The 26,542-nt window shown below is 66.0% G+C and carries 25 protein-coding genes; 5 read left to right on the top strand and 20 right to left on the bottom strand.

Annotated elements, in window-relative coordinates; all coding sequences use genetic code 11:
- Positions 1 to 9: 9 nt before the first annotated feature.
- The 4 genes from EJ071_RS05860 to EJ071_RS05845 are packed head-to-tail and all read right to left on the bottom strand — an operon-like array spanning position 10 to position 3,244.
- Complete coding sequence (locus EJ071_RS05860) at positions 10 to 993, bottom strand: energy transducer TonB (protein ID WP_126097232.1); 984 nt, start codon at positions 991 to 993, stop codon at positions 10 to 12.
- Positions 990 to 1,481 (bottom strand): TonB system transport protein ExbD, encoded by a 492-nt coding sequence (gene exbD, locus EJ071_RS05855; RefSeq protein WP_126097231.1) that lies wholly within the window; start codon positions 1,479 to 1,481, stop codon positions 990 to 992. Before exbD ends, EJ071_RS05860 begins: the two co-directional genes overlap by 4 nt.
- A gap of 6 nt (positions 1,482 to 1,487) precedes the next feature.
- Positions 1,488 to 2,432: a tonB-system energizer ExbB gene (exbB, locus tag EJ071_RS05850; protein WP_189521421.1), complete on the bottom strand. Its 945-nt coding sequence runs from the start codon at positions 2,430 to 2,432 to the stop codon at positions 1,488 to 1,490.
- 17 nt (positions 2,433 to 2,449) lie between these two features.
- Positions 2,450 to 3,244: an ATP-binding cassette domain-containing protein gene (locus tag EJ071_RS05845; RefSeq protein WP_126097229.1), complete on the bottom strand. Its 795-nt coding sequence runs from the start codon at positions 3,242 to 3,244 to the stop codon at positions 2,450 to 2,452.
- A 202-nt stretch (positions 3,245 to 3,446) separates the two neighbouring features.
- Here EJ071_RS05845 and EJ071_RS05840 point away from each other — a divergent pair, with 202 nt between their 5' ends.
- Positions 3,447 to 4,121, top strand: coding sequence for an isochorismatase family cysteine hydrolase (locus EJ071_RS05840; RefSeq protein WP_126102491.1), 675 nt, complete (start codon positions 3,447 to 3,449; stop codon positions 4,119 to 4,121).
- On the opposite strand, the gene EJ071_RS05835 is transcribed toward EJ071_RS05840, so the two are convergent.
- A complete protein-coding gene (locus tag EJ071_RS05835) occupies positions 4,084 to 4,275 on the bottom strand; it encodes a hypothetical protein (protein ID WP_126097228.1) in 192 nt (63 codons plus the stop codon). The genes EJ071_RS05840 and EJ071_RS05835 overlap by 38 nt on opposite strands.
- A gap of 252 nt (positions 4,276 to 4,527) precedes the next feature.
- Between EJ071_RS05835 and EJ071_RS39170 the strand changes: the two genes are divergently transcribed.
- Positions 4,528 to 4,842, top strand: coding sequence for an antibiotic biosynthesis monooxygenase (locus tag EJ071_RS39170; protein WP_126097227.1), 315 nt, complete (start codon positions 4,528 to 4,530; stop codon positions 4,840 to 4,842).
- Positions 4,843 to 4,850: 8 nt separating this feature from the next.
- Positions 4,851 to 5,786 (top strand): sigma-70 family RNA polymerase sigma factor, encoded by a 936-nt coding sequence (locus EJ071_RS05825; RefSeq protein WP_245460171.1) that lies wholly within the window; start codon positions 4,851 to 4,853, stop codon positions 5,784 to 5,786.
- Positions 5,787 to 5,822: 36 nt separating this feature from the next.
- Here the strand turns inward: EJ071_RS05825 and EJ071_RS05820 are convergent, their stop codons facing one another.
- Both EJ071_RS05820 and EJ071_RS05815 read right to left on the bottom strand, forming a co-directional pair.
- Positions 5,823 to 6,761: an LLM class flavin-dependent oxidoreductase gene (locus tag EJ071_RS05820; protein ID WP_126097225.1), complete on the bottom strand. Its 939-nt coding sequence runs from the start codon at positions 6,759 to 6,761 to the stop codon at positions 5,823 to 5,825.
- A gap of 173 nt (positions 6,762 to 6,934) precedes the next feature.
- Positions 6,935 to 7,090, bottom strand: a complete 156-nt coding sequence (locus EJ071_RS05815; RefSeq protein ID WP_126097224.1) for a hypothetical protein — start codon at positions 7,088 to 7,090, stop codon at positions 6,935 to 6,937.
- A gap of 304 nt (positions 7,091 to 7,394) precedes the next feature.
- Between EJ071_RS05815 and EJ071_RS05810 the strand changes: the two genes are divergently transcribed.
- Complete coding sequence (locus EJ071_RS05810) at positions 7,395 to 8,162, top strand: SDR family oxidoreductase (protein ID WP_126097223.1); 768 nt, start codon at positions 7,395 to 7,397, stop codon at positions 8,160 to 8,162.
- 223 nt (positions 8,163 to 8,385) lie between these two features.
- Here the strand turns inward: EJ071_RS05810 and EJ071_RS05805 are convergent, their stop codons facing one another.
- The 13 genes from EJ071_RS05805 to EJ071_RS05730 all read right to left on the bottom strand — a co-directional run bounded on the left by EJ071_RS05805 (position 8,386) and on the right by EJ071_RS05730 (position 23,865).
- The gene (locus tag EJ071_RS05805; protein ID WP_126097222.1) at positions 8,386 to 9,330 is read right to left on the bottom strand and encodes an ABC transporter permease; all 945 of its coding nucleotides are present in this window, start codon (positions 9,328 to 9,330) and stop codon (positions 8,386 to 8,388) included.
- Positions 9,327 to 10,382 (bottom strand): ABC transporter permease, encoded by a 1,056-nt coding sequence (locus EJ071_RS05800; RefSeq protein WP_126097221.1) that lies wholly within the window; start codon positions 10,380 to 10,382, stop codon positions 9,327 to 9,329. The genes EJ071_RS05805 and EJ071_RS05800 overlap by 4 nt, the downstream gene beginning before the upstream one ends.
- A gap of 284 nt (positions 10,383 to 10,666) precedes the next feature.
- Positions 10,667 to 12,157: an ABC transporter ATP-binding protein gene (locus tag EJ071_RS05790; protein ID WP_126097220.1), complete on the bottom strand. Its 1,491-nt coding sequence runs from the start codon at positions 12,155 to 12,157 to the stop codon at positions 10,667 to 10,669.
- Positions 12,158 to 12,350: 193 nt separating this feature from the next.
- Positions 12,351 to 13,376: a BMP family protein gene (locus tag EJ071_RS05785; RefSeq protein WP_126097219.1), complete on the bottom strand. Its 1,026-nt coding sequence runs from the start codon at positions 13,374 to 13,376 to the stop codon at positions 12,351 to 12,353.
- A 342-nt stretch (positions 13,377 to 13,718) separates the two neighbouring features.
- Positions 13,719 to 15,779: a 3-hydroxyacyl-CoA dehydrogenase NAD-binding domain-containing protein gene (locus EJ071_RS05775; RefSeq protein WP_126097218.1), complete on the bottom strand. Its 2,061-nt coding sequence runs from the start codon at positions 15,777 to 15,779 to the stop codon at positions 13,719 to 13,721.
- Positions 15,780 to 16,102: 323 nt separating this feature from the next.
- Entirely contained in the window at positions 16,103 to 17,050 is a 948-nt protein-coding gene (locus tag EJ071_RS05765; protein WP_126097216.1) for an ABC transporter permease, read from the bottom strand.
- A 3-nt stretch (positions 17,051 to 17,053) separates the two neighbouring features.
- Complete coding sequence (locus tag EJ071_RS05760) at positions 17,054 to 18,031, bottom strand: ABC transporter permease (RefSeq protein WP_189521420.1); 978 nt, start codon at positions 18,029 to 18,031, stop codon at positions 17,054 to 17,056.
- A 1-nt stretch (position 18,032) separates the two neighbouring features.
- Complete coding sequence (locus EJ071_RS05755; protein ID WP_126097214.1) at positions 18,033 to 19,496, bottom strand: sugar ABC transporter ATP-binding protein; 1,464 nt, start codon at positions 19,494 to 19,496, stop codon at positions 18,033 to 18,035.
- 47 nt (positions 19,497 to 19,543) lie between these two features.
- The gene (locus tag EJ071_RS05750; RefSeq protein WP_126097213.1) at positions 19,544 to 20,560 is read right to left on the bottom strand and encodes an ABC transporter substrate-binding protein; all 1,017 of its coding nucleotides are present in this window, start codon (positions 20,558 to 20,560) and stop codon (positions 19,544 to 19,546) included.
- A gap of 85 nt (positions 20,561 to 20,645) precedes the next feature.
- Complete coding sequence (locus EJ071_RS05745) at positions 20,646 to 21,536, bottom strand: SMP-30/gluconolactonase/LRE family protein (RefSeq protein ID WP_126097212.1); 891 nt, start codon at positions 21,534 to 21,536, stop codon at positions 20,646 to 20,648.
- A complete protein-coding gene (locus EJ071_RS05740; RefSeq protein ID WP_126097211.1) occupies positions 21,536 to 21,730 on the bottom strand; it encodes a 4-oxalocrotonate tautomerase family protein in 195 nt (64 codons plus the stop codon). Before EJ071_RS05740 ends, EJ071_RS05745 begins: the two co-directional genes overlap by 1 nt.
- Positions 21,731 to 21,847: 117 nt before the next feature.
- Positions 21,848 to 22,588, bottom strand: coding sequence for a response regulator transcription factor (locus EJ071_RS05735; protein WP_126097210.1), 741 nt, complete (start codon positions 22,586 to 22,588; stop codon positions 21,848 to 21,850).
- Positions 22,588 to 23,865 (bottom strand): GAF domain-containing protein, encoded by a 1,278-nt coding sequence (locus EJ071_RS05730; protein ID WP_245460170.1) that lies wholly within the window; start codon positions 23,863 to 23,865, stop codon positions 22,588 to 22,590. The genes EJ071_RS05735 and EJ071_RS05730 overlap by 1 nt, the downstream gene beginning before the upstream one ends.
- A gap of 228 nt (positions 23,866 to 24,093) precedes the next feature.
- Here EJ071_RS05730 and EJ071_RS05725 point away from each other — a divergent pair, with 228 nt between their 5' ends.
- The gene (locus EJ071_RS05725; protein ID WP_126097209.1) at positions 24,094 to 26,511 is read left to right on the top strand and encodes a glucan 1,4-alpha-glucosidase; all 2,418 of its coding nucleotides are present in this window, start codon (positions 24,094 to 24,096) and stop codon (positions 26,509 to 26,511) included.
- Positions 26,512 to 26,542 lie beyond the last annotated feature (31 nt).

Genomic DNA, 26,542 nt, shown 5'->3' with positions numbered 1-26,542 from the left:
GTCGCCGGCCTAGTCCCGCAGGCTGAAGACGAAGGGTGCCGTGCGGGTGACGCGCGCGCCGAGCTCCACCGGCGGGGTAGGCACGGTTGCGCCCTGCAGCGCGCCGAGCGCCGCGCGATCGAGGTCCGAGTCGCCGGAGGATCGCGCCAGCCGGGCGGAGACCACCCTGCCTGAGGCATCCACCGTGAAGGTGACGCTGGGGCTGCCTTCGGCTTTTCTCGAGCGCGCCGCGCTTGGATAGCGCGTGTGCCGCCTGATCCAGGCCGCCAGGCTGGTATTCCACCGCGACGGGCTGACGCTCGACCGCGGCGACGCGTCGGAGGATTGCGGCGCTGCGGCCTTCGTTCCCGCCTTGGCATCGATGCTGGCCGTCGTCACCGTCTTGGGGGGTGCCGGCTTTTCCTTCTTTGGCCGCTCCCTCGGCTTTTCGGCAGGCTTCTTTTCCGCTTTCTTCTTCGCCTCGACCGGCTTGTCCGCCTTGACGTCCGTGTCGACCGGTTTCGGCTGCGGCAGTGGAATGACGACGTCGGGAGCCACGGCCTCGACAGGGTCAGGCACGACCTCGTCCAGCGGCTGCTTTTCGCCCAGCGCTGCCACGGTCGGCTCTGCCGGCTCGGCCTCTTCCACTTTATCGGCCTCGACCGGCTGCTCGGTCACCGGCTCGGCCTTTTCCACGACCGGCGCCGGGTCGGCGACCGGCCTCACTTCGCTGACCGTCGGCGTCTCCTCTGCCGCATCGGGCGGATCCGGCGTGACGGCGTCGAGTGTCGCGACGTCTTCCGGCACCGCGGGTGCAATCACCATCGGCGCCATTTCGATCGCCAGAGCCGGCGGCGGGCCGCCGTCCGGCACTTCGGCGAAGCTGAGGTTCTGCACCGCATAGGCGACCGCGACATGCGCGGCGAGAATGATCGCGGCAGCACTCGTCCACAGGCCGGCTTCGCGGAGGCCGAAGCGCGGATGGGAGGACAAGGTGGCGATCATTCGCGTCATGGCGCCGGGCTGCCGCTTGTCGCCGGCGCGGGACTTCCGCCCGTGGCTGGAGCCGTGCCGCCAGCACCGGATGCCGTCTCCAATCCGACCAGCGCCACCTCGAGATAGCCTGCGGCGCGCAAAAGGTTCATCACCTCCATCAGTTCGCCATAGCCGATATTTCTGTCGGCGCGCAGGAAGATGCGCGTCTGCTTGTCGCCCTTGGTGCGGCTGTCGAGCACCGCGGCGAAGGCGGGACGCGGCGCGCTGTCATTGCCGATCGCCAGCGTGAGATCGCTTTTCAGCGTCAGAAACAGCGGCGTCTCGGGCCGTGGCGCCGGCGTCGCGGTCGATCCAGGCAGGTCGACATTGACGTCGACGGTCGCCAGCGGTGCCGCGACCATGAAGATGATCAAAAGCACCAGGATGACGTCGATGAACGGCGTGACGTTGATCTCGTGGCTTTCCTCGAGATCCTCGCCTGCCGTCTCACGGATCCGCGCCGCCATCGCCGTCTACTCCGCCGCCATTGCCGTTGCCGGCGGCACCGTGCGGAAATCGAGATCGCGGCTGACCAGCCGCTCGACGCCGGCGGAAGCGTCGGCGAGGATCTGTCGGTAGCCGGCTATCGAGCGTGCGAAGATGTTGTAGATGACGACCGCCGGAATGGCCGCGACCAGGCCCATGGCGGTGGCGAGCAGCGCTTCGGCAATGCCCGGCGCTACCACCGCCAGATTGGTGGTCTGCGCCTGCGAGATGCCGATGAATGCGTTCATGATGCCCCAGACGGTGCCGAACAGGCCGACGAACGGCGCCGTCGATCCGATGGTGGCGAGCAGGCCGGTGCCGCGCGACATGCGCCGTGCCGCCGCCGCCTCGATGCGCGAAAGCCTGGAGGTGACGCGCTCCTTCAGGCCGTCGCCCGAGGCATGGTCCAGCGCGCCGGCCGAAAGTGCTCGCTCTTCCTCCGCCGCCCGCACCAGCAGCGCGCCGGGTCCGTTGCCATGGCCGAGCGCGCGGCCGGCCTGCATCAGCGTCGCGGCATTGCCGATGGCAACGGCCGCACGGCGCGCCCTGAGCTTGCCGCCGAGGATCTCCAGCGACTTGGCGAGCCAGATCGTCCAGGTGACCAGCGAGGCGAAGGCAAGCCCGACCATGACGGCTTTGACGACGATGTCGGCCGCCATGAACATGCCCCGGGGCGAAAGGTCATGCGGCAGCGTGAGCGAAATGGCGGAAGGCTCTTCACCCCCGGCGTTGCTCGGAGCCGGCTGGGTATTCGGCCCGACCGGTGCCTGCACGGCTGCCGGCGGTGTCATGGGCTGTTGGGTGGGCGCCTGTGCGGCCGGCGCCGGCGTTGCCGGTTGCTCCTGCGCCAGCGCTATACTGGCTGAAAGAATAGGGCCAGCCGAAAGAATGGCGGACGCGGCCAGCGCCGCAAAAAAACTGTTCCGGGACAAGGTTCGTCCTCGCTTCTTCATTGCACGTAACCGATTGGCTGGCCGCTGACGGGATGCTTGAGCACGCCCATCTCGACGCCGAAAATGTCCTTGAGCACGTCGCCCCGCATGATCTCGTCCGGCGTGCCGCGCCTCAGCAGCCGTCCTTCCTTCAGCGCGATCAGCTCGTCGCAATAGCGCGCCGCCATGTTGGGGTCGTGCAGCACCACGACGACGCAAAGGCCGCGCTTGCGGCTGAGCTCGCGGACCAAACCGAGCACCTCGACCTGATGCGCGATGTCGAGCGCCGAGATCGGCTCGTCGAGCAGCATCACGCCGGCATTCTGCGCCACCAGCATGGCGAGCCAGGCGCGCTGCCGCTCGCCGCCGGAAAGCTCATCCACCAGCCGGTCGGCGAAAGCGCTCATGTCGGTTAGCGCCAGCGCCTCCTCGACATGGCTTTTGTCTTCCGGCCCGAACCGGCCGAGCGCGCCATGCCAGGGATAGCGCCCGAGCGCCGCCAGCTCGCGCACCGTGAGGCCGGTCGCCGCCGGCGTCGTCTGCGGAAGATAGGCGAGAGCCCGCGCCAGCTCGCGCGCGCCCCAGCCGGCGAGCGGGCGCTCGGCGAAGCGGATGTCGCCGGAGCTTGCCGGCTGCTGGCGCGCCAGAAGCTTGATTAGCGTCGACTTGCCGGAACCGTTATGGCCGATCAGCCCGTAGACACGCGTGCATTGCAGCTCGAGCGAGACAGGCCCGAGCAGCGTGCGCTCGCCGACGGCAAAGCGCACCGCCTCGACATGAAAGGCTGTCTGGATATCTGCTCCGGTCAACATCCGTCTCCCAACCGGCCGCTGCCTAGGGCTGTCGCCAGGGTGGCCAACGCCGGTTGACTAGAAAACATGAGGTAAATAGTCAACTATAAAGGTGACTTTACTGATCAACAAATCGCCGCGACCCCGATCGGGAGCCGCAGTGAGGTCTGGACGGTGATGCCGCCGCTGAGTCACGATGGGGCTGCAACCGAGGCAGCAGGCGATGATCAAGGCGACACCTTTCGACTTCCCCTATGACGGCCGGCTGGTGCCGCAAAACACCGCGCTGCTGGTGATCGACCTGCAGGAGGATTTTCTGTCGCCGACAGGCTACTTCGCCAGGAAAGGCTATGACCCCGCGCCGCTGAGGGCGATTCTGCCGGCCGTGAACCGGCTGATAAAGGGCGCTCGCGCCGCCGGCTTGACCGTCATTCACACCAGGCAAGGCTATCGCGCCGACATGGCCGACATGACGCCTTACGAGAAATGGCGCCGCAAGCGGGCGGGACTGGACGGCACCGACATATTGCTGCGCTCCAGCCCCGGTTTCCAGATCGTCGCCGACATCGAGGTGGCTGCGCAAGACATCGTCGTCGACAAGACCTGCAACGGCGCCTTCACCTATACCGACCTGGAGCTGGTACTGCGCGCGCGGGGTATAACGCATCTGCTTTTCACCGGCTGCACCACCGATGTCTGTGTGCACACCACCTTGCGCGAGGCCTGCGACCGCAATTTCCAATGCCTAACGATCGCGGACGCCTGCGCCAGCGGCGACCAAAAGGCGCACGACGCCGCCCTGCACATGGTGACCGTCGAGGACGGCGTCTTCGGCGCGCTGACGGTGACGGAGGCCGTCATCACCGCGCTGTCACGACTCGCGGGCGCGGCGAACTGACGATTGCGGGATCGCCCAAATCGGCGACCTCCGGCCAGCCGATATCCTTGCGGATATCCATCGGCAGCAAATAGAGTGTCCGCGCCGCCCGGTAGCGGGCATGGACGGCCGCGTATTCGGTCACCAGGCGGCTGATGGATGACAAGATCGACATTTTTCTCTCCCTTGGTTGATGCCGGCGCCAGAAGCATCGGCACCCACCAAGACGAATGACGGGGACCTTTCGGAACGGTGGGGAGGAATTTTTCCTGAAAATGACCGATGCATTGCCGATTGACAGGCGCTTGTTGGCCGCCAATCAATTTTTTTGCATGCACCGTTCCGTTCCCGACATCGCGTTCGTCTTGACGGTTGTGACGATTGCGGAAGCCACAACGGCCTCCGCCAGGACAAACGGAGCCAAGCCATGTCGACCGCAGTGACCTTGATCAACGTCTTCACCGCCAAGCCCGGCAAGCAGCAGGACCTCGCCGAGGTGCTTGCCGAAGGGACGCGGAACTTCTTCAGCAAGCAGCCGGGCTCGCTGGCCTCATCCGTGGTCGTCGGCGGCGACGGCAGCAAGGTGGTCAACATCTCGCAATGGCGCTCGGCCGAAGACATCGCCGCCTTCCGCGGCGACCCTCGCTTCGCCGAGTACATGAAGACGATCATGGAGCATGGAACCGGCGAGAGCGTGATGGGGCATACGAGCTATTCCCATACGGGCGGCGTGGAAGACTAGGAGGCCGCGTGACCGGTTCGCATGATCATCCCGTTGCAACGACCGAAGCCAGGCTTCGCGCCTTCGAGCGCGAAGCCGCAGGCCTGAGGGCCAAGCTGCACCGCTATTGCTCGCGCATGGTGGGATCGGTCATCGATGGCGAAGACATCGTCCAGGAAGCCCTGGCCAAAGGTTTCGTGGCGATCAGGAATGGCGACATGCCCGATAAGACCGAGCCTTGGCTGTTTCGCATCGCGCACAATTCAGCGCTTGATTTCCTGCGCAAGCGAAGCCGCTTCAAGGCGCATGAGAGTGACGTCGAGCTCGATACGATCGCAGACGAGGACTCGGCCTTCGATGCGCGTATCGCTGCCGAGGCGAGCCTTGCCGAGCTGATGCAGCTGCCGCCGGCGCAGCGATGCACCGTCGTGCTGAAGGATGTTCTCGGCCACAGCCTGGAAGAGATCGGCGAGATCCTCGAAACCACCGAGACCGCGATCAAGGGCGCGCTGCAGCGGGGCCGCGAAAACCTGCGCAAGCTGGCGGCAGCACCTCGGGCAGCAGCGCCGCGCCCGATGCTCAACCGGCAGGACATGCGGCGCCTCGGCGACTATGTCGCCGCCTTCAACGCCCGGGATTTCGATGCCTTGCGCGGCCTGCTTGCGGACGACGTGAAGCTGGAGCTGGTCAATCGGCTTCGCGCCGAAGGCAAGGAGTATGTCGGCAATTATTTTGGCCGCTATGCAGACGAGACGCATTGGCATTTCACGACCGGCACCATCGAAGGCCGGCCGGCCATCCTGGTCACCAGCCCGGACCGTCCGGACGGGCCGCCGCGCTACTTCATCCTCCTCGATTGGGAGAATGGCCGGATCGCCGGCATCCGCGATTTCCTCTTCGCCGACTATGTCATGGACGGCGTCGACTATGCCTCACAACCGCCGCCGGCCATCGATCCTCGATGAGACCGGCGGCCGCAGGTCTCGCCTCGATCCGCAGTCTCAGCGGACGTGCGCCCCGGTGAAAGAGCGCGACGCGAACGTTCCTGGCGACGGCGTGTCCGCCTCGCGCCGCGCCAGCGAATTCGCGATCAGCGTGACCGTCTCGCGCCCGATCCGGGCGATCTCGCCGGGACGGTCGATGCCGCCGATCATGAATTCCTCGATGCCGAGCGCGGCGTAGGGCAACAGCGAGAGCGCAAGCCGTGCCGGCGGTCCCGCGACCTCGACCGCCTTGTGGTCGAAGGTGCCCGACCAGCCCTCGGGACGAATACGGACGGGCAAAGCGAAGCGCAGCCTGCCGGCGCGGCCATGCTCGGCGGCGGCGCTGCGCACGCGCTGCATCAACTGCGCGACTTCGTCCGGCGTGCCGGCGGCCAATTCGAAGACATCGGCGTGCCGGCCAGCCACTTTCAACGCGGTGCCGGATTGCCCGCCAAGACGGATGGTGAGATCGGCGCCATGCGGACCCTTGCGCGGCACGAAACCGCCCTTGACGCTATAAAATGCGCCTTCGTGATCGAAAGGCTTGTCGTTGGACCAAAGGCGCTTCAACAGCACCAGATATTCGTCGATGCGCTGCCACACCACGCCGTGGCCGACGGGCCGCACCTCGGCATCGCTGTCCTCGAGCGGCTCGCTCAGCATCCTGAGCGACAAGCGGCCGCCGCCTCTGCGGTCGAGCGCCGCCAGCTGCCGCGCCGCCACCGTCGGCTCGATCACGCCGGCCCAGTGCGTCAGCACCACTTCCAATGACGCCGTGCGCTCGAGCGTCTGGTCGGCGATATCCATATTGGTGAGCAGGCCGGCTGGATCGTCGACCACCAGCTTGCGGAAACCGGCATCCTCGATCAGCGACAGCTTGGTCGCGGTCTCGGCAAAATCGTAGAAGAAGCTGCCATTGGCAGGCTTACCGGGAACATGCGTGAACTCGATCGGCATCGCCATCTCCTCCATCACGTTGGATTGCCCCGCTCTTGAAAACCCGCGAACAAGGCGCGCGACAGCGCCCTGGCGCGCGGCCAGTCATCTGCTCCGACTACTCAACTCAGATTTTCAGATACCGAGACTCAGGCCCGATGCGATTAGGGCCCATGCGATTAGGGCCCATGCGATTAGGGAATGAGACCCAGCACCACCGCGCCGGTGAACACGAATGCCAGCGCGAAGACGAGATAGGCAAAAGTGCCCCCATAGGCGGGCCTCCAGCTCTCACCGGCGGTCAGCCTTTGGCCCTTGCGGGCGGTCTGGGCGTTCTGGATATAGGACATATCGGCCTCCGTCTCGGCCATTAATCTATAAAGTTAGTAGACTTTGTCGATTGCTATTTTTTAGACGTTTTTGAAACAACATTCTCAGATTCCAGAAATTGGTGGTTTTTCTTACCCTCCCTCAGGGAGGATCCCGCCCGCCAGAGTGTGCGGCACTGGCCTTGGATTGAGCTGGAATCGGCCAATCGGAGCGGCCTCCTGAAGCCAAAAAGCCCTTGCCCGATAGAGCTTGGCCATCCCAGGCGGCCGGTCTAGCATCCCGGCTGGGCAGAAGAGACCCTCCAGAACAGAACGGAGAAAAGACATGGGTGGAAGGCTGGCGGGCAAGGTCGCCATCATTTCGGGCGGTGCGACGGGCATGGGCGGAGCGGCGTCCGAGCTGTTTGCCGCGGAAGGCGCCAAGGTGGCGATCATCGATCGCAACGACGAGGCGGCCGGCAAGACTGCAGCGGCGATCCGGGCGCGCGGCCATGTCGCCGAGCATTTCGTGGCCGACGTTTCGGACGAAACGCAGGTCGAAGCGGCGGCAAAGGCGGCCGCAGAGAAATTCGGGCCGGTCACCGTGCTGTTCAACCACGCCGGCACCATCGTCATCAAACCGTTCCTGGAGACGACCTTGCAGGAATGGGACTGGCTGCACGCCGTCAACGTGCGCTCGATGTTCCTGATGACGCGCGCCGTGCTCCCCGGCATGATCGCCGCCGGCGGCGGCTCGATCGTCTGCACCTCGTCGATCTCGGCGGTGGCGGCGACGCCGAACGAAGTGCTCTATGACACGACCAAGGGCGCCTGCCATATGTTCGCGCGCGCCATCGCGGTGGAGTTCCGCGACCGCAACATCCGCTGCAATGCCGTCTGCCCCGGCTTCATCCGCACGCCGCACGGCCTGCGCGAGGTCGCCGACCTCGGCAAGCTCGGCGTCGACGTTTCGGATGCCGCCATGGCCGCGCAGCAGGGCCGCATCGGCGAGCCGGAGGAAGTGGCGAAGGCGGCGCTGTTCCTCGCCAGCGACGAATCGAGCTTCGTCAACGGCGCGCATCTCTTCGTCGACAACGCCTTTACGGCGATCTGAGGCTTCCAAGGTCCAGGTTCGCCCAAGGACAGCTTGGCGCCCTTCCTCTACCCCGTCGATCGGGGGGAAGTGTCGAGCGCAGCTCGACGGAGTGGGGGTCGACCCTTGGCGCGGCATAGGAAGATTTTTACGCATCCGTCGGCGACGGTTGCAAGGTGGTTTCCCCACTCCGTCGCTGCTTCGCAGCGCCACCTCTCCCCCTCCGGAGGGAGAGGAAAGGGCACTACCGCTCCTCTCTCCGGAACGGCTTCAGCAACGCTGACGGCGCCACCGCATTGCGCGACATGAACGCCATGGCGACGATGGTGAAGATGAAGGGCAGCATCAGGAAGGCTTCGTAAGGAATGTGCCCGAGCCCGCTCGCCTGCATCCTGAGTTGCAGCGCGTCGACGAAGGCAAAGAGCAACGCAGCTCCCGCCGAGCGCCATGGATCCCAGCGGCCGAACACGACCAGCGCGATCGCCACCCAACCGCGCCCCGACACCACGCCGAAGGTGAAGGCGTTGAACTGCGCCATGGTGAGGAACGCGCCGGCGAGCCCCATCAGCGCGCCGCCGAGGATCACCGCCTGGAAGCGCGTGGCGATCACGCTGACGCCGGCGGAATCCGCCGCGCGCGGATTCTCGCCGACCATGCGCACTGAAAGCCCCCAGGGGGTGCGGTAGAGCACGAAGGCCGCGAGCGGGATGGCGATAACAGCCAGATAGACCAGCGTGAACTGGTTGAACACCGCTGGGCCGAGGATAGGAATGTCGGAAAGCAGCGGGATCGGCACCGGCTTGAAACCATCGATGCTCGGCGGCACGGACTGCTGGCCGAAGATCAGCCGGTAGAGGAAATAGGCAAGGCCGGATGAGAACAGCGTCACGCCGATGCCGCAGACATGCTGGCTGAGACCCAGCGCCACCGTGAACAGCGCATGCAGCGCACCCATCAGCGCGCCGGTAAGCACGGCCACCAGCACGCCCAGCCATAGGCTGCCGCTCAAGCTGGCAGCGGTGAAGCCGGCCATGGCCGAGAGCAGCATGATGCCTTCGATGCCGAGATTGAGCACGCCGGCGCGCTCGGAGAACATTTCGCCGAGCGTCGCGAAGGCTAGTGGCGTGGCGATGCGTATGATGGCGGCAAGGAAGCCGACCTGGAAAATCTGCTCGAACACCGCGCTCATGCGGAAGCCCCCACGCGGCGGATGCGGTAGGCGGTGAAGAGCAGCGCCACCAGCATGGCAAGCAGCGCCGTGCCCTGGATGACGTCGCTGAGGAAGGCCGGCACCCCCGTCGCCCGCGACATCGCCTCGGCGCCGGTCATGACGGCGGCAAGGAAGATCGCCGCCGGCACCACGCCGAGCGGGTTGAGCCGGGCGAGCATGGCGACGACGATGCCGGAATAGCCATAGCCCGGCGAGATGTCGCTCATCACCTGGAAATGCACGCCGCCGACTTCGCCGACGCCGGCGAGCCCGGCAAGCGCGCCGGAGAGCAGTGCCGTGGAAAGCAGCACGCGCTGCACGTTGATGCCGCCATAGCGCGCGGCTTCCTGGTTCTCGCCGGTGACGCGGATCCGGAAACCGAGCGTGGTGCGCGCGATCAGGAACCAGCAGAGCGGCGCCGCGATCAGCGCCACGACGACGCCGAGATGCAATCTTGTGCCCTCGAGCAGGACCGGGAAATTGGCCGAGTCCTCGATCGGCGGCGAGATCGGATAGCCGCTGAAGCTGTCCTTCCACGGCCCCTCGATCAGCGCCATCAGCGCATAATAGATGACCGAGTTGAGCAGCAGCGAGCTCACCACGTCATCGACCTTGAATTTGACCCGCAGCGTCGCCGGCACCAGCGCGACGAGAGCGCCCGCAGCCGCGCCCACAAGCGCCATCAACAGCATGGCGAGGGTGCCCGGCATCGGGATCGCGCCGACGAAGCAGCTCGCCACCGCGCCGGCGAGCAGCTGGCCCTCGGCGCCGATGTTCCAGAATTTTGCCCGGAAGGCGATCGCCACCGCGAGGCCGGTGAAGATCATCGGCGCGGCTCGCACCAGCGTCTCGGTGATGGCGTAGCTGTCGCCGAGCGAGGCCGACAGCATCACGCCGTAGGCCTCAATCACGCCGGCGCCGGCCGCCACGATGAGGCCGCTGCACAGCACCAGTGCAATGGCGATGGCCAATAGCGGCAAAGCAAGATTGAACCAGGCTGGCGTCGAGGTACGGACTTCGAGACGAAACATCAGGCGTGCCCCTCCGCGCCGTGATAGCTGGCCGGCAACCGCCGCGGGCTGGACGAGTACTTCCGCGAGCGTCCGCGCCGCCCCTCATCCGCCTGCCGGCACCTTCTCCCCGTATAGTGACGGGGAGAAGGGGGCTGGCCGCAACCTCGGCGACCTTTCTTGGAACGCTGGCTGTTGGCGAAACCGTCGATGAGAGCGTCCCTCTCCCCGTCCCTATACGGGGAGAGGATGCCGGCAGGCAGGTGAGGGGCGGCACCGACGTCGGAAAGGGGAAATCCCATGGTTTACGCCCTTCCCTCCGCGCCGGTCATCATCAGGCCGAGCCTCGCGACGGTGGCGTCCGCGCCCGAAAGCGTGCCGGCGATGCGGCCCTCATACATCACCGCGATGCGGTCGGAGAGCATCAGCAACTCCTCGAGGTCCTCGCCGATGACGATGATGCCGCAGCCCTTGGCACGCATGGCGAGGAATTTTTCGTGGATGAAGCGCGCGGCCCCGATGTCGAGGCCGCGCGTCGGTTGCGAGACGATCAGCACTTTTGGATCGAAAGCCAGCTCGCGCGCCAGAAGCGCCTTCTGCAGGTTGCCGCCGGACAGCGCGCCGGCACGCACCATCGGCCCCGGGCAGCGTATGTCGTAAGCCTTGATCTGGGCTTCGGCGAAGGCGCGGATCGCGGCCGGATCGAGCAGCCCCTTGCGGCTGAAGGCCTCGGTGCCGATGCGCGGCAGCACCATGGAGTCGGCCAAAGGCAGGTTGGTGACCAGCCCGGTGGTCATCCGGTCCTCGGGGATGCGGCCGAGGCCAAGCGCCTGCAGCGCCCGCGGCGAGAATTGCGCAACCGCTTTGCCGGCTATGGTCATCGTGCCGGCCTTGGGCGGCAGCATGCCGGAAATGACGTCGGCCAGCGCCCGCTGGCCGTTGCCGGAAACGCCGGCGATGCCCAGGATCTCGCCCGCCCGGACGAAAAGCGAGACGTCGAGCAGCGGTGTGCCGGCATGGCCGGAGGTGGAAATGCCGTCCAGCGTCAGCACGGCGACGCCGGGCGTCGAAGCCTTTCTTGTCGGCGGCACGATCTCGTGGCCGCACATCAGCTTCGCCATCTCGGCCGAGGTGGTGCTTGCCGGGTGGTCGACGCGGCCGGCGACCTTGCCGTGCCTGAGCACCAGGCAGCGATGGGTGAGCGCCCGGACCTCGTTGAGCTTGTGCGAGATGAAGATGATGCCGAGCCCTTGCGCCGCCATCGAGCGCAAGGCGGCGAAGAGGCCATCCACTTCGCTCGGCGCCAGCACCGCCGTCGGCTCGTCGAGGATCAGAAGCTTCGCGCCGCGAAACAGCGCCTTGATGATCTCCAGCCGCTGCTGCTCGCCGACCGACAGCGCCGACACCGGCAAGTTCGGATCGAGGCTCAAGCCATGCTGGCGGCCGATCTCCTTCAGCCGCGCCAACCCGCCGGCGCGGTCGATGCGGCCGACCTTGCCGGGAATGCCGATCAAAAGGTTCTCCAGCACCGTCAGCCGCGGCGCGAGATGAAAATGCTGGTGCACCATGCCGATGCCGGCGGCCAGCGCGTCGGCCGAGTTGTGGATGGCGACCGGCCTGCCCTCGACCAGGATTTCGCCGGCATCGGGCGCATAGGCGCCGAACAGCACGTTCATCAGCGTCGTCTTGCCGGCGCCGTTCTCGCCGAGCAGGCCGAGGATTTCGCCTGGCGCGACGCTGAGATCGACGGCCTCGTTCGCCTTGACGGCGCCGAAGGCCTTGGTGATGCCGCGCATTTCGATGAGGGGGCGGACAAGGGGGAACTCCTGGTTCCCCTCCCCCTTGAGGGGAGGGTGCCGAGCGAAGCGAGGCGGGAGGGGTCGCCTCAACCGCCTCGACCTATGACTGAACAAGAATGGAGCGCGTCGCGGGCGACCCCTCCCGGCCCTGCGGGCCACCCTCCCCTCGAGGGGGAGGGATAGACGGCGCTTAATCCGAAACCGGCGTGTTCTCGTCGACGTCGACGCGGAAATTGCCTTCCAGAATCTCCGCCTTCTTCTTCTCGACCAGCTCCTTGACCTCCGCCGGCAGCGTCTTGTCGAATTTGTGGTAGGGCGCCAGATACGAGCCGCCCTTGGCCATCCGCGAGAAGTCGCCATAGTCCTGCGCGGTGAAGACGCCGGCCTTGACCAGTTTGATCGCCTGCTCGACCGTCGGATACATGTCCCACACCGGGCCGGTGATGACCGTGTCGGGGCCGAGGCTCGACTGGTCGGACATGTTGGAGATGGCAAGAATCTTCTTCTCGACCGCCGCCTCGATGACGCCGAAGCGCTCGGCGTAGATGACGTCGACGCCGGCATCGATCTGCGCCACCGCCGCTTCCTTGGCTTTCGGCGGATCGAAGAAGGAGCCGATGAAGGCAACCTTCTTCTTGACGTTCGGGTTGACCTCCTTGGCGCCGGCAAAGAAGGCGTTGACCAGCCGGTTCACTTCCGGAATGCCCATCGCCGCGACCGCGCCGACCGTGCCCGACTTCGAGATCTTGCCGGCGATCATGCCGGAGAGATAGGCGGGCTCGTGGATCCAGTTGTCGAAGACGCCGAAATTGGGTTCGGCAGGACCGGCGCCGGAGCCGAACAGCCAGGCGGTCTTCGGGAACTGTTTTGCCGTGCGACGCGACTCGCGCTCGGCGGCGAAAGCGTCGCCCAGCACCAGCTGGTAGCCGCCCTGCGCATATTCGCGCATCACGCGGCTGAAATCGGCGGTCTGCACCTTTTCCGACCATTTGTATTCGATGCCGAGCTCTTTCTCGGCCTTCTGCAGGGCGACATGGATCTGGTTGTCCCACGGCTCCTCGATCGGCGTAGCGAAGATCGCCGCCACCTTCAGCTTCTTGTCCTTGGCGAAGGCCACGCCCGGCAGCGCCACCGCCGCGAGGCCCAGCGCGCCGAGTTCCAACACGTTGCGGCGCGACAGGCCGGCGCGCTGCGTTTTGCTATGATCTTTTTTCATTGAAGTTCCCCTCTGCTCGACGGCCGTGTCGAGCCGGCCGTTCAAAAAAATGTCAGACGCCAAGACTATGGAACGACGCCCCACTTTTGTCCACATGGTCAAATTTGGCATGTGGTTGCCGTATGGAAGCTGGGAACGTCGGCGGGACAGCACCCCCCTCTGGCCTGCCGGCCATCTCCCCCGCAAGGGGGGAAATCAGCCATCACGACGGCCTTCGCCAATCTCGGACGCCGCAAGAGGAGCGAGGCGCCAAAACTGCTGATCTCCCCCCTTGCGGGGGAGATGCCCGGCAGGGCAGAGGGGGGTGTGAAGGAACTCCGGCGCTCGTTCCAGATAGCTTTACTATCCCTCCCAGCGCCCCGTCTCGGCCAACCTCCTCAACACCGGCGCCGGCTCGAAGATGGCGCGGCCAGTGCTATGGTGCCAATGCTCCAGCCGCTCGACGATCCTGGCCGCGCCTTCGAGGCCACCCCAGAACATCGGTCCGCCCTTGCCGATCGGAAAACCGTAGCCGTTGACCCAGACGACGTCGATGTCGGACGCCCGCGCCGCGATGCCTTCCTCGAGGATCTTCGCGCCCTCGTTGACCAAGGGATAGAGCGTGCGCTCGATGATCTCACCAGCGCCGATCGCGCGTGGCGCGATACCCAACTCGGCCGCCTTGGCGCGGATCAGCGCGTCGACTTCGGGATCGGCCACCGGCTCGCGCGAGCCGCTCTCATAGCGATACCAGCCGCGGCCGGTCTTCTGGCCGAAGCGGCCCTGCTCGCACAGCGTATCGGCAATCACCGCCGTCTGGCCGCGCGCCTTGCGGTTGCGCCAGCCGATGTCGAGGCCGGCGAGGTCGCCCATCTGGAACGGTCCCATCGGCCAGCCGAAATCGCTGAACGCTTTGTCGACTTGGGCAGGTGTCGCGCCTTCCAGCAGCAGCGCTTCGTTTTCCGCACCTCGCGCGGACAGCATACGGTTGCCCACGAAACCATGGCAGACGCCGACGACGACTGCCACCTTGCCGATGCGCCGGGCGAGATCGGTCACCGTCGCCAGCGCGTCGGGCGCGGTCTTCCCGGCGCGCACGATCTCCAGCAGCTTCATGACATTGGCCGGCGAGAAGAAATGCATGCCGAGAACGTCCTGCGGCCGCGAGATCGAAGCGGCGATCGCGTCGACGTCGAGATAGGAGGTGTTGGTGGCAAGGATGGCGCCGGGTTTGGCGACGGCATCCAGCTTGCCGAACACTTCCTTCTTCACCGCCATGTCCTCGAACACGGCCTCGATGATCAGGTCGCAATCGGCGAGATCGCCATAGTCGGCGCTGCCCTTGAACAGACCCAGCCGCTGCTGTTTCGCCGCCTCGGTCAATGAGCCGCGGCTCACCGAGACCGCATAGTTCTTCTCGATCATCGCCAGGCCGCGCTGCAGCGCTTCCTCGCTCGTCTCCAGCAAGGTCACCGGAAAGCCGCCATTGGCGAAGGCCATGGCGATGCCGCCGCCCATCGTGCCGGCGCCGACGATGCCGACGCGTTCTATCCTGCGCTTCTGCAGGTCCTTGCCCGGCACCTTCGCCGCCTCGCGCTCGGCGAAGAACAGATGCCGCTGCGCCCGCGACTGGTCGCCCGAAACGAGTTTTGCGAAAAGCTGGCGCTCGGCGGCCAGTGCCTCGTCGAAGGGTAGCGTGATGGCATTGCGCACGGCATCGGCGCAGGCAAGCGGCGCTTCCAGTCCGCGCGTTTTTTTGGCGAGGTCGACCGCCTGGGCGTCGAAGGCGGCAAGAACGGTTTCGGCAAGTCGCTCGTTGCGATCCCGTACCGGAACGAACGGCCCGCCTCGATCGGCCATTTCGCTGGCGAAACGAACCGCGTTCGCCAACAGATCGCCGTCGAAGGTCTCGTCGACAAGACCCGCAGCCTTTGCTTCGCCGCCCGAAATCGGCGTTCCCGAAACGATCATGCCGAGCGCTTTTGCAGCACCCACCAGGCGCGGCAGGCGCACCGTGCCGCCGCCGCCCGGCAGCAGGCCGAGCTTCACCTCGGGCAGGCCGAGCTTGGCGCCCCGATCGGCGACGCGGAAATGGCAACCGAGCGCCAGCTCCAGTCCGCCGCCAAGCGCCGTTCCGTGGATGGCGGCGACCGTCGGCTTGGCGATGGTTTCCAGCAGGGCGATGATGGCGCGAAGCTCCGGCTGTTCGACCGGCTTGCCGAATTCGGTGATATCGGCGCCGGCGACGAAAGTCCGGCCGGCGCAGGCGATGACGATGGCCTTGGCGGCGGGATCGTCGCGCAGCGCGATAAGCGCCTCGTAAAGCGGCTTGCGGACATGAAAACTCAGCGCATTGACCGGCGGGTTGTCGATGGTGACCGCCGCCACGCCGTTCGCGTTTGCAACGCTGACGAAACTGGACAAGCGAAACCTCCCGAGACCGGCTGCGATCGCGGACGGGTTTACTAGGCCAGGCGGCGAATGGGAACCGGATGTTGCGCTGGCACAATGGTTGTCGGGGAGGCGCGACATCCTTTCGGTCGTCATCCTAGGGCGAAGCAAGGAGCGCAGCGACGCAGCGCAGACCCTAGGATCCATGCCGTTACGTCAGAGCGCCGCAGCGGTGCAGGTTTTGCTCGACACTTCGACGCAGGTGACTGGCGCCTCTTTTCAAGCGCTGCGTTCTTCGGCCGATGTCACGGCATGGATCCTCGGGTCAAGCCCGAGGATGACGAAGGCGCGGCACCTCACCGTACAGCCCTTTCCCCACCCGCCGCCGTTATCACCCCGACGATGATCAGCCCGGTCAGCACCAACCTCACCCCCGCGCTGACGCCGAAGGTGTTGAGCATGGTGAGCAGGAGCACCAGGAACAAGCCGGCGCCCCAGACGCCCGGCACATTGGCCTTGCCGCCGGCGACCGACGTGCCGCCGATGACGACGACCGCGATCGAGGCGAGCAGGTATTCGTTGCCGATATCGACATTGGCGCCGCGGAAATAGCCGGCAAGCAATGCGCCATCGATGCCGCCGAGCGCGCCGCACAGCGTGTAGGTGAGGAAACGGATGCGGCCGACATTGACGCCGGCGAGCCAGGCGGCGCGGATGTTTTGGCCGATCGCCAGCACCGAGCGGCCATAGATCATGCGCTGCAGCGCAAGCGCCGCTCCGATGGTGAAGACCACCGTCAGCATCGCCAGCACCGGAATGCCGAGGATTTGCCAATTGGTGAAATCGGCGAAGCCCGGCGGCGGCTTGATCTGCAGGCCGCGGCCATAGCTGATGTCGACCGACTGGATGATGAAGCTCGCCGAGAGCGTGGCGATGATCGGCGGGATGCGCAGCGCCCAGATCAGCAGGTAGTTGATGGCGCCGATCGCAGCACCGCAGGCGAGCGCGGCAAGCAGCCCGACGACAATCATGGAATCGCTGCCACCCATAACCTTCATCGCCACCGCGCTGGCGAGCCCGATATTGGCCGGCAGCGACAGGTCGACATTGCCGGGCCCGAGCGTGATGACGAACATCTGGCCGACGCCGACGATGACGGTGAAGACGGCCAGCGAAAGCGCCGCCGTGACCATGCCGCCGGCGCCGTAGCCGCCGGTAAAGGCAACCGTCGCCACCCACACCAAAAGGGCGCCGACGAACGACCAGAGCCAGGGTTTTTCGAGCAGCGTCCGCACAGAGACCATTTCTCACCTCTCCCTGCGGCTGATCAGCACCCGCGCCGCCAGCACGATGATCAGGATCGCGCCATTGGCGGCGACCTGCCAGTCGGGCGGGATGTGCATGAAGGTGAGCAACGGCGAGGCTGCCAACGCCAGCGTCAGCGCGCCGAGGACCGCGCCAATGGGCGACACGCGGCCGCCGACGAACTCACCGCCGCCGAGAATGACGCCGGCGATCGACAGCAGTGTGTAGCCGTTGCCGATATTGGCGTCGGCCGAGGTGGTGATGCCGATCAGCGCCATGCCGGAGAGCACGCCGAACAGGCCGGTCAGCGCGAACAGCGCGATCTTGGTGCGGAGCAGCGACCAGCCGGCGCGCCTGAGCGCCGCGGCATTGCCGCCTGAGCCGCGCAGGATGACGCCATAGGAGGTGCGCATCAGGCCGAAATGCACGACGGCCGCGATGAGCAGCGCGGCGAGGATCGGGAACGGGATGTAGGGCGGCTTGAAGGACATGACGGCCAGCAGCCAGTCCGGCGCCTTGCCGCCCGGCTTCGGCAGGATGAGGATCGCAAGTCCCTGCCAGACGAAGCTCATGCCGAGCGTCACCACGATCGACGGCAAGTTGCGCAGATGGATGAGCGCGCCGAGCAGCGCATAGACGCCGATCGAGCCGAGCAGCACCGCGATGCCGACGAGCGGCGCGTCCCGAAGCCATGTCGCGCTGACACAGCCGACGAAGCCGACGAAGGTGCCGATCGAAAGATCGAGCTCGTTGCCGGCGATGACGAACATCTGCGCGATCGTCGCCAGAGCGATCGGGATCGCCAGGTTGAGCATCAGGTTGAAGCCGAAATAGCTGATGGCGCGCGGGTTGAGCCAGGCAATGGCCATCAGCACCAGCGCCAGCGACAGCGCCGGCAACAGGCCGCGCAGCAGGCGCGCCCTGGCCGCATTGCCGCGCGGCGAGGATTTCGGGAGCGTGCCGGGAGCGATCACCGTCATCTCAGGCCGCATCGCCGAACGAGGACTGGATGATCTTTTCTTCCGTCAGCTCGTCGCGGCCGAGGTTGGCGACGATCCGGCCGTTCTTGAAGACATAGACATGGTCGCAATTGTCGAGCTCTTCGGTTTCGGTGGTGTACCAGAGGAAGGTGCGCCCCTTGGCGGCCTCCTCGCGCACGAGGCCGTAGACTTCGAGCTTGGTGCCGATGTCGACGCCGCGCATCGGGTCGTCCATCAGCACGATCTCGGCGTCCGAGCCGAGCGCGCGGGCAAACAGCGTCTTCTGCTGGTTGCCGCCCGACAGCGAATAGATGTTGTTGTTCATGTCCGGCGTGCGGATGCCGATCTTCTTCTTCCAGAACTCGGCCAACTCCGCCTCGCGCTGCGGCGAGATCAGCAGGCCGTTGCGCAGGCGTTGAAGCGAGCGGACGCCGATGTTCTGCGCGATCGACCATTGCGCGAAGATGCCGTCCGCCTGGCGGTCGCCGGCGACCAGCGCCACCGGCGCCGTCACCTCGACACCGGCTTTGGCACGGGACGCCGCGGCGAAGATCGCGAGCAGCAGGTCGGTCTGGCCATGCCCGGCGAGACCGGCGAGGCCGATGATCTCGCCCGCGCGGGCGACAAGCTCCTTGCCGTCCTGCTGCCGCGCCGGGCGCGCCCGCACCCTGAGCGCGCCGGCTTCGGCCTTCCGTGCCTCGGCGGCGGCCTTCTGGTGGCCCTCGGCGCCGCCCATCGCGGCGACCAGCTTGTCGCGGTCGAACGCGCTTGCGGCGTCGGCCGCGACCACCTTGCCGTCGCGCATCACCACGATGCGGTCGGCGTTCTGCAGCACTTCGCCCAGCACATGCGAGATCAGGATGCAGCTGCCGCCCGCTTCGACGAAGCGGCGCACGAAGGCGAGCAACTGGCCCGCCGTATGCGCGTCGAGCGACGAGGTCGGCTCGTCGAGGATGACCAGGTGCAGTGGTTCGCGCGTCAGGGTGAAGGCGCGCGCCACCTCCACCATCTGCCGCCTGCCGATCGAGAGGTCGCCGGCAATGTCGTCGGCCGAGATGCCGTGGTCTGGAAAGATCTCGTCGAGCTTGGCCTGAATAAGGTCAGCGGCCTTGCGTCGCCAGCCGAGACCGCTGAGCGAGGGATGGTTGATGCGCGTGTTTTCGGCGACGCTTAGGTTGGGGCAGAGCGACAACTCCTGGAACACGCAGCGTATGCCGAGCTCGAGCGCGCGCGCCACGGAATAGCTGGCTTCGGCATTGCCGCGCACCGCGATCTGCCCGCCGTCGGGGCGCAGCGTGCCCGCCACCATATGCATGAGCGTCGACTTGCCGGCGCCGTTGTGCCCGACCAGCCCGACGCATTCGCCGGCACCGACATGGAAGTCGACGCCGTTGAGCGCGCGGACGGCGCCGAAATGCTTTTCGGCGCCGTCCAGCTTGACGATATCTGCAATAGCCTGAAGCATCCTCAACTTTTATCCGGTTGGCGATGCGGCTGGCAAATTTCGAGCCGCTATTGCTTGATGTTCGCCTTGATGGCCGCGACGGCTTCTTCCTGCGTGTATTCGTGGGTGGCGACGCCGCCCTCCTTGATCTTCGGCAACGCGGCCTCGAAATCATCTTGCGTGAAGGCGAGATAGGGCACCAGGAGATCGTGCGGGATGTCCTTGCGGCCGTCGAGCACCTGCTGCGCCACCCAGAAGGCGAGCGTCGACACGCCGGGCGCGATCGAGGCCGACCAGGTCGTGTAACCGTCCTTCTCCTTCTGCTCCTTCCACCACTTCAGCTCGTCCTGGCGGTTGCCCATGATGATGGTCGGGCGCGGCTTGCCGGCGGCGGCGAAGGCTTGCGCGGCGCCATAGCCGTCGCCGCCCTGGTCGACGATGCCGACGACGTCGGGGAGCGACGGCAGGATGGTCGCCACCGCCTTCTGCGCCGTCGTCTGGTCCCAGTCGCCGGTTACCGAGCCGACGATCTTGAACTCGGGATGGGCGGCGACGCCTTCGAGGATGCCGGCATGGATGGCATCGTCGATCGAGGTGCCGGCAAGCCCGCGGATCTCCAGCAGATTGCCGCCCTTCGGCTGGAACTTGGCCATCTGCTCGACTTCCTGCTTGCCCATGTCCTTGAAGTCGACGACGACGCGGTAGGCGCAAGGCTCGGTGACGATGCCGTCGAAGGAGACGACGACGATGTTGGCGTCGCAGGCCTGCTTGATGGCGCCGTTCAACGCATCCGGCGAGGCGGCGTTGATGACGATGGCATCATAGCCCTGCAGGATCAGGTTCTGCACCTGCGCGGCCTGGGTCGGCACTTCCTTGTCCGCCGTGGTGAAGACATCGGCGGCTCCGACCACTTTGTCGTCGACCGCCTTCTTGGTGACGATGCCGTAGCTGTCGAGCATCGCCTGGCGCCACGAATTGCCGGCGTAATTGTTGGAGAAGGCGATCTTCTTGCCGCTCGTGTCGGCAAGCGCCGTGCCCGAGGCGAGCATGGCTGCAAGGGCGCTCAAGACCAGTAGTTTTTTCATGTCATATCCTCCCAGATGTGTTGACTGCTGCACTTCCATCGGCCTTCCGGGCCGGTTCACTCCAATCCGATCCGAGCGTCGCCGCTCAAAACAGCCTCAGTCCCGGCACCCGCACCCTCAGCCGGTACAGCGACGTCGACGCGGCGATGTAGAGGCTCCTCAGGTCCTCGTCGCCGAAGGTGAAATTGGCACAATCTTCCGGCGTCGCGATGACGCCGAGAAGATCGCCCGAGGCATCGAAGACGTGTATGCCGCCCGGGCCGGTGCAATAGAGGTTTCCCCGGCTGTCGATCTTCATCCCGTCGGGCGCCCCGAGCCCGTCGCCTTCCGTCACCGCCCAAACCGCACCGCCATTGAGATCGCCGTTCGCTTCCACGCCGAATACCCTGATGTGGCCGCGCTCGGTATCGTTGACGAAGAGCCTCGATTCATCGAGCGAGAAACAAAGCCCGTTGGGCTGCACGAAATCGTCGGCGAGCAAGGTCAGCCGCGCGCCGTTGCCGTCTATTCGGTAGACGCCCTGGAACGGCAACTCCTGCGGTCGCGGCACGCCGTAGAACTCCGCCCGGCCGTAAGTCGGATCGGTGAAGTAGATCGAGCCCCCGGTGGCCACCACGATGTCGTTCGGACTGTTGAGCTGCTTGCCCTCGTGATGCGTGGCCAGAACCGTTGTCGTGCCGTTCGGCTCGGCGCGCGTGACGCGGCTGGTGGCGTGCTCGCAGGTCACCAGCCGCCCCTGCCGGTCGAGCGTGTTGCCGTTGGCCTTATGGCTGGGCGCGCGGAACAGCTCGATCTCGCCCGAAGCGCCGAGCCGGTACATGCGGCTTTGTGGAATGTCGGAAAAGACCAGCCATTTCTCATAAGGATGCCACACCGGCCCTTCGATGAAGCCGTAGCCAGTGGCAAGCCGCTCCATCGCCGCATTGCCGACGACGTCGCCAAAGCCGGAATGACGGGCGCGCGCCGGGATCGACATTACGAGCCCTTCGGCTCGCGAACCGGCTTGCCGGCGACGAACCAGTCGCTGCCCGGCACGTCCTCAATCACCACCCAGATCGCTTCCATGGGCAGCTCGGCCACTTCGCTGATCGCTTCGGTGACGCGGCGCGAGATCTCGTTCTTGCGCTTTTGCGAATGGCCTTCGAGTATCCGTATGCTGACGAACGGCATGGCGCTTCCCGATATTCTTGTTCTTGTCGGACAAAACGTAGTCGGGATGCGAGCCGTGCGATACGGGTCTAAGCGCAGCGCCGACTGTGGTTTCGCACAGTCGGCGGAAGCCGAAGGCTACTGGTCCTGCGGCGGCGTCGCCTGCGCGAGCCAGGCGTCGAGCTGTTCCTGCTCGCGCCGCAGCGCGTCGACGTTGATCAGGCCGCGCGCCATGGCGAGGTAGATCGCGCGGGTGCGCGAATTGAAGACCGACGCCTCGCCGGCGCCCTCTTCCGGCGGCACGATTCCCAGCTTGTCGTAGACATGCTTGATGCGGCTCTGCGCGCCGCGGATCGACAGGCCGCGGCGCGCCGCGATCGCCCTGTCGGTCAGCCCGAGCGCGATGTCGATCAGGCTTTCATACTCGCCATCGGTGATGCCCTCGAACCGGTCCTGGACGCGGTGCTGGATGCCGCGGATCTCGCGGTCGATGATGCAATGCCCCTCGCGGAACACGCCGCGCAGCGCCGAACGCATGCCTTCTTCCGTCGCCGACTTCAGCACATAGCCGTAGACCGAGCCCGGCGGCACGATGCGCGCCACGCCTCGCACATAGGCCTCGTCGGCGAAGTTCGACCAGAACAGGATATGCGTGCCGGCGCGCCGGCTCCAGATGGCGCGGGCCACCTCGATGCCTGTCGCCTTTGGCAGCTGCAGGTCGAGCACGACATGCGGCGGCTGCCGCTCGGCCGCCAGGTTGATGGCGTCCTCGCCGTCGCCGGCTTCGATCACCTCGACGTCGCCGGGCCACAATTGTTCGACGGTGCGCCGCGCGAAGCTGCGGTGCAGGCCGTCGTTTTCCGCGATCATCACCAACATCAGAACGCCTCCGCCACCGGCTGGCTTTCCGCCGCCGCAGTGCTGCGTGCCGAACCCTTGCCCTCTTCGGGCTCGCGGTCGATCTCGATGACGACCCGCGTACCGCCCTTGCGGCTGGCCGGCTCGAAACGCAGCCGCGCCCCGACAAGGGCGGCCCGCGTGTGCATGTGGCCGATGCCGCCTTGGGCGGCAGGGTCGACCGCGCCGCAGCCATGCCCGTCATCGGTGACGGTCACGCTGAACGTGGTTGCCGTCGAAGCCAATTGCACCTCGATGCGGCTCGGTCCGGCATGGCGCACAGCGTTGTTGATGGCTTCCTGCACGATCCGGTAGAGGGCCGTCCGCAGCGTTTCCGACAGGCCGTCGGCGCTGCCGTCGCTGGTGTCGGCGATGCGCACCGCGATCGGCGGTTTGGCCCTGGCGACGCTGCGGTTGAGATGCGCCTCGACGGCATCGCGCAGGCCGAACAGTTCCAAGACGCTCGGCCGCATGTCGTCGACGATGTGGCGAAGCTCCGCCAGGCAGCCCGCCACCTCCTGCTCGAGATCGGCAAGCTGCGCCGTACGCGCCACGCCGCGGCTGCGGAAGGCCGAGACCTGGCGCGCGATGCGGGCGAGGTCGGCGAGCGTCTGGTCGTGCAGGTCCATCGCCATCCGGCGGCGTTCGCGCTCCATGCCGGCGGTCAGCTGCGAGGCGCCGACCCTGAGCAGCTCCGCCCGGTTGCGCGCCTCGCTTTCAGCGAGCATGGCGCGGCGCGCTTCCTCGGTCTGGATCAGCGCGAAGATATAGGGCGCGATGAGATCGGCGCATTGCTGGGCGACGTCGACGTCAGCCTGCGTGTAGCAGCCGGCCTCGTGCCGGCTGATGTTGAGCGCGCCGACGACGGTGCCGCGTGCCCGCAGCGGCACGATGATGCGGCTGCGCAGCTTGGCGACGAAGATCGGCCCGTCGAAGGCGCCTTCGAAATGGAAGCGATCGTCGACGAGCGCATTGTCGGTCAGGAGATAAGGCGTCTCACCCCGCAGCACGCGGCGGATCGGGCTGCCCTCGACCGGGTGCTGCGCAAGCTCGCTCCAGCTGGTGTGGAAACCGGCCTCGTAGCAGGCATGCATCCGCCCATCGAGCGACAGCACCGCCAGGTCGATATGGTCGTGCGGGATGAGCGTGCCGATTTCGATCGCCGTCGCCCGGAACGCCGAGCCCGGATCGATATGCCCGGCCAAAGCCCGCGAAATCGCGAGCAGCCGGTCGATCAGCTGGGGAGATACCTCCGACATGTCTCCTCCCTTGCCGCCCTCATGAATGCCGCGGAAAGACGCGCCGTGCCCATATGGCGCGGCTGCAAGCCTTGTTTCCCGCATTCCTCCCTGCTTGCAAAATAGTGAGCGCTTGACGGTGCCGCTGTCAACGACGGCTCACGCGACGGCGGGGGGCGATCAACTTCAGGTGCGACGATTGAAAAGCCGCCGGCTCCTGGTCTAGGAACGGCGGCAGGAGGCCAATTGATGGCAGTGACGCCGACCGTTGCTAAAGGCGCCCCGGGAATTCCCGCGCGCTGGACGTCAAGCGCCAAGAGCGGCGTCGGCACCGCGCTTTCGGCGAAAAGCCCGCTCTGGTTCACCATCAGTCACGGCATACTGAATGAGATCTATTATCCGCGCCTCGACAGCGCCTGCACGCGCGACATGGGGCTGATCGTCATCGGTCCCGGCGGTTCCTTCTCGGAAGAAAAGCGCGATGCCGCCCACGTGATCGAGCCGTTCGAGGACGGCGTGCCCGCCTACCGCCTGGCCAACACGGCGGCCGACGGTTCCTACCGGATGGAAAAGCGCATCATTACGGACCCGAAACACCCCGTCCTGCTGCAGGAAATCACGTTCGCCGGCCTCAAAGGCTCAATCGCGGACTACCGCGTCTACGCGCTGCTCGCGCCGCATCTGGTCAATGCCGGCACGGGCAACACGGCCTGGGTCGGCGAGCACAAGGGACATCGCGTGCTGTTTGCATCAGGTCGCGGCGTCTCGGTCGCGCTGGCCTGCTCTCTGCCCTGGGGCGCCTGCTCGGCCGGCTATGTCGGCGTCTCCGACGGCTGGCAGCAGCTCCGGAATGGCGGTGCGCTCGATCCCGTTAGCCAGCGTGCGGAGGATGGCAATGTGGCGCTGACCGGCGAGATCGGCTTCTCGGCGGGCAAGGGCACGGCCCTGCTGGCGCTCGGCTTCGGCGCCTGGCCGGAAGAGGCGGCGGAGATCGCGCTGGCCAGTCTCCACCAGGGTTTTGAGGCGGCCGCTGAAACCTATGTCGCGAACTGGCGGAAATTCCAGGCCGGCCTGGAAAAGCTCGACCGTCATGCCGCCTCTGGGCTGAACACCTACCGCATCAGCACGGCGGTTCTTGCCTCGCATCTATCGACCGCCAGGCCTGGAGCCGCCGTCGCCAGTCTCTCGATCCCCTGGGGCTTCAACAAGGGCGACGACGATCTCGGTGGCTACCATTTGGTCTGGCCGCGCGACCTGGTGGAGACGGCGGGCGGCTTCCTCGCCGCCGGCGACGCCAGGCAGGCGCTTGAGATCCTCACCTATCTGCGTTCGATCCAGCAGCCGGACGGTCATTGGCCGCAAAATTGCTGGTCGAGCGGAACGCCCTATTGGCAAGGCATCCAGATGGATGAATGCGCCTTTCCGCTGCTGCTCGCCGATGCGCTCCGCCGCGCCGGTCATCTGCCGCGCGCCAAGCTCGACGATTTCTTAGCCATGATCGAGAGCGCGGCCTCCTATGTCGTGCGCAACGGCCCCGTCACCGGCGAGGACCGCTGGGAAGAGGACGCCGGCTACAGCCCGTTTACGTTGGCGGTCGAGATCGCGGCGCTGCTTGCGGCGGCCGACATGCTGGATGCCTGCGGCAAAAATGAGCCGGCAAAATATTTGCGCGAGACCGCCGATTGCTGGAATGCAGAGATAGAGCGCTGGACCTATGTCACTGGCACCGAGCTCTGCGCCAGGGAAAGCATCGAAGGCTATTATGTCCGCATTGCGCCGCCCGACGGTGCCGGCGCCGCTTCGCCGAAGGACGGCTTCGTGCCGATCAAGAACCGCCCGCCGGCCGACACCGATAAGCCAGCCGAAGCGATCGTCAGCCCCGATGCGCTGGCGCTGGTCCGCTTTGGTCTGAGGCCGGCGGACGATCCGCGCATCCTGAACACGATCAAAGCCATCGATGCTGAGCTTCGATGTGAGTTGCCGCAAGGGCCGGTCTGGTATCGCTATAGTGGCGACGGCTATGGCGAACATGAAGACGGTTCGCCTTTCGACGGCACCGGCAAAGGTCGCGCGTGGCCGCTGCTTACTGGCGAACGCGCCCATTACGAACTGGCGGCGGGACGGCCCGACAAAGCGGCCGAACTGCTGGAAACCTTCGAGCGCTCCGCCGGTGTGGGCGGCCTTCTGCCGGAGCAGCTCTGGGACAGACCCGACATACCGGAGCGCGAATTGCGGCTCGGCGCGCCGTCGGGCAGCGCTATGCCGCTGGTCTGGGCGCATGCCGAGCATATCAAGCTCCTGCGCTCGCTGCGCGATCGCAAGGTCTTCGACATGCCGCCGCAGGGCGTCGAACGCTACATCAAGCGAAAGACCGTCTCGCCCTTCCGGCTATGGCGCTTCAACAACAAGATCCGCTCCATTCCCGCCGGCAAGGTCCTGCGCGTGGAACTATCCGCGCGCGGTGTGGTTCACTGGAGCAGCGACAAATGGCTGACGGTGCAGGATGACAAGACGGCCGAGAACGCGTTCGGCGTCCATCTGGTCGACCTGGCCGTTACCAGCCTGCCGCCGGGATCGACGATCGTCTTCACTTTTTTCTGGCCCGAAGCCAGCCGTTGGGAGAATGTCGACTTCACCATCGGCATCGACCCTTCGGATAGCCAGTAAGATTTCTTCTTCCTCAAGCAATCGGGATGAC

Origin of the sequence: Mesorhizobium sp. M1B.F.Ca.ET.045.04.1.1 (assembly GCF_003952465.1) — a bacterium.
GTDB classification, from domain to species: domain Bacteria; phylum Pseudomonadota; class Alphaproteobacteria; order Rhizobiales; family Rhizobiaceae; genus Mesorhizobium; species Mesorhizobium shonense.
This window is presented reverse-complemented; position numbering and strand designations above follow the sequence as displayed.

What these genes read in the sequence shown, in the direction of transcription:
- EJ071_RS05750 (WP_126097213.1), bottom strand. Translation starts at nt 20,560, where the DNA reads ATGAAAAAACTACTGGTCTTGAGCGCCCTTGCAGCCATGCTCGCCTCG.
- EJ071_RS05765 (WP_126097216.1), bottom strand. Translation starts at nt 17,050, where the DNA reads ATGGTCTCTGTGCGGACGCTGCTCGAAAAACCCTGGCTCTGGTCGTTC.
- EJ071_RS05745 (WP_126097212.1), bottom strand. Translation starts at nt 21,536, where the DNA reads ATGTCGATCCCGGCGCGCGCCCGTCATTCCGGCTTTGGCGACGTCGTC.
- EJ071_RS05835 (WP_126097228.1), bottom strand. Translation starts at nt 4,275, where the DNA reads ATGTCGATCTTGTCATCCATCAGCCGCCTGGTGACCGAATACGCGGCC.
- EJ071_RS05755 (WP_126097214.1), bottom strand. Translation starts at nt 19,496, where the DNA reads ATGCTTCAGGCTATTGCAGATATCGTCAAGCTGGACGGCGCCGAAAAG.
- EJ071_RS05725 (WP_126097209.1), top strand. Translation starts at nt 24,094, where the DNA reads ATGGCAGTGACGCCGACCGTTGCTAAAGGCGCCCCGGGAATTCCCGCG.
- EJ071_RS05735 (WP_126097210.1), bottom strand. Translation starts at nt 22,588, where the DNA reads ATGTTGGTGATGATCGCGGAAAACGACGGCCTGCACCGCAGCTTCGCG.
- EJ071_RS05860 (WP_126097232.1), bottom strand. Translation starts at nt 993, where the DNA reads ATGACGCGAATGATCGCCACCTTGTCCTCCCATCCGCGCTTCGGCCTC.
- EJ071_RS05740 (WP_126097211.1), bottom strand. Translation starts at nt 21,730, where the DNA reads ATGCCGTTCGTCAGCATACGGATACTCGAAGGCCATTCGCAAAAGCGC.
- EJ071_RS05785 (WP_126097219.1), bottom strand. Translation starts at nt 13,376, where the DNA reads ATGAAAAAAGATCATAGCAAAACGCAGCGCGCCGGCCTGTCGCGCCGC.
- EJ071_RS39170 (WP_126097227.1), top strand. Translation starts at nt 4,528, where the DNA reads ATGTCGACCGCAGTGACCTTGATCAACGTCTTCACCGCCAAGCCCGGC.
- EJ071_RS05840 (WP_126102491.1), top strand. Translation starts at nt 3,447, where the DNA reads ATGATCAAGGCGACACCTTTCGACTTCCCCTATGACGGCCGGCTGGTG.
- EJ071_RS05845 (WP_126097229.1), bottom strand. Translation starts at nt 3,244, where the DNA reads ATGTTGACCGGAGCAGATATCCAGACAGCCTTTCATGTCGAGGCGGTG.
- EJ071_RS05805 (WP_126097222.1), bottom strand. Translation starts at nt 9,330, where the DNA reads ATGAGCGCGGTGTTCGAGCAGATTTTCCAGGTCGGCTTCCTTGCCGCC.
- EJ071_RS05800 (WP_126097221.1), bottom strand. Translation starts at nt 10,382, where the DNA reads ATGTTTCGTCTCGAAGTCCGTACCTCGACGCCAGCCTGGTTCAATCTT.
- EJ071_RS05810 (WP_126097223.1), top strand. Translation starts at nt 7,395, where the DNA reads ATGGGTGGAAGGCTGGCGGGCAAGGTCGCCATCATTTCGGGCGGTGCG.
- exbD (WP_126097231.1), bottom strand. Translation starts at nt 1,481, where the DNA reads ATGGCGGCGCGGATCCGTGAGACGGCAGGCGAGGATCTCGAGGAAAGC.
- EJ071_RS05790 (WP_126097220.1), bottom strand. Translation starts at nt 12,157, where the DNA reads ATGCGCGGCATCACCAAGGCCTTCGGCGCCGTCAAGGCGAACGAGGCC.
- EJ071_RS05815 (WP_126097224.1), bottom strand. Translation starts at nt 7,090, where the DNA reads ATGTCCTATATCCAGAACGCCCAGACCGCCCGCAAGGGCCAAAGGCTG.
- EJ071_RS05820 (WP_126097225.1), bottom strand. Translation starts at nt 6,761, where the DNA reads ATGCCGATCGAGTTCACGCATGTTCCCGGTAAGCCTGCCAATGGCAGC.
- EJ071_RS05760 (WP_189521420.1), bottom strand. Translation starts at nt 18,031, where the DNA reads ATGACGGTGATCGCTCCCGGCACGCTCCCGAAATCCTCGCCGCGCGGC.
- EJ071_RS05730 (WP_245460170.1), bottom strand. Translation starts at nt 23,865, where the DNA reads ATGTCGGAGGTATCTCCCCAGCTGATCGACCGGCTGCTCGCGATTTCG.